Origin of the sequence: Mesorhizobium sp. M1A.F.Ca.ET.072.01.1.1 (genome assembly GCF_004023325.1) — a bacterium.
In the GTDB taxonomy this organism is placed as follows: Bacteria; Pseudomonadota; Alphaproteobacteria; order Rhizobiales; family Rhizobiaceae; genus Mesorhizobium.
This window is the reverse complement of sequence record NZ_RZSF01000642.1, coordinates 1-1,345: the sequence shown is the minus strand read 5'-3', so window position 1 is coordinate 1,345 and position 1,345 is coordinate 1. Positions and strand designations below refer to the sequence as shown.

At 62.5% G+C, this 1,345-nt stretch carries 1 pseudogene; it reads left to right on the top strand.

The annotated features are described in order from the left end of the window. Nucleotides 1–1,345 (top strand): annotated as a pseudogene (locus tag EOA32_RS37225) (DNA-binding protein); the annotation flags it as partial.

Below are 1,345 nucleotides of genomic sequence, written 5' to 3'. Positions count from 1 at the left end.
AGCCGATACCGTGCATCGTCAATCGAAGCACGGCGACATCGGCTGAAGAGGACTCTCTGGCCGAGAATTTCCACCGCGCGGATCTCCATCCTCTCGACCAGTTCCGGGCGTTCAAGACACTGAGCGACCAGGGACTCGATCACGAAGAAATCGCCGCCCGCTTCTTCGTGTCGGCGGCGACCGTCAAGCAGCGACTGAAGCTCGCCTCGGTCTCGCCAAAACTGCTCGATCTCTATGAGAAGGATGAAATCCGGCTCGAGCAGATCATGGCGTTCTCGATTTCGGACGACCATGCCCGCCAGGAGCAGGTCTGGGAGCGCATCAATAACAACCAGCATATGCAGGAGCCCTACTACATCAGGCGCCTCCTGACCGAGACCACCGTGCGGGCCGACGATCGCCGCGCGGTCTATGTCGGTGCCGAAGCCTATGAGAATGCCGGCGGCGTCATCCTCCGCGACCTGTTCGAGCAGGATTCCGGCGGCTGGTTTCAAGATGCCGCTCTTCTTGAGCAACTGGTCTTCGAAAAGCTGAAAGTGGATGCCGAAGCCGTTCGCGGTGACGGCTGGAGATGGGTCGATGCGGCGATCAGCTTCCCATACGGCCACGCCTCCGGCATGCGGCGCGTTTATGCCGAGCCGGCGGAGTTGAGCGCCGAGGAGATCGCCCGCTATGACGCGGTGAAGGCCGAGTATGATGGGCTCGATGCCAAGTATGCCGAGATGGAGGACGCCGACCAGGAGATCGAGGACAAGCTCGATCAGCTCGGCGCCGAACTCGACGCGTTCAGCGATCGCCCCCAGGTCTATGACCCGGCGCAAAAGGCCATCGCCGGGGCGTTTGTCGCGCTCGGCGCCAACGGCCAGCTGCAGATCGAAGCCGGCTTTGTCCGCCCCGAGGACGAACCACGGGTCGAGACGGGCGATGACGATGACGAAGCCGAGGGCGGGGATCGCGACCCGTCGCAGTCCGAAGATGACAGCGCCAATCACGTCGTCGTCAACGGCCGGTCCGTGAACGGCGCATCCGACACGGCCGAAGAGCCCGAGGATGAAGGGATCAAGCCGCTGCCCGATCGCCTCGTCTTTGATCTCACCGCACAGAAGACGCTTGCGCTGCGCAACGCGTTGGCAAGCGACCTGGACATCGCCTTCGTCACGGTTCTCCATGCGCTCGTGCTGCAGGTGTTCTATCGGTTCGCCAAGGACAGCTGCCTCGAGATCAACATGGTGAGCAACAGCCTCAGCCAGGTCCAGGGTCTGGCCGATACGCCTTGGGCGAAGGAGATCGCCGAACGCCACGAGGCCTGGGACAGGGATATGCCCGACAGCAACAATCTCTGGGA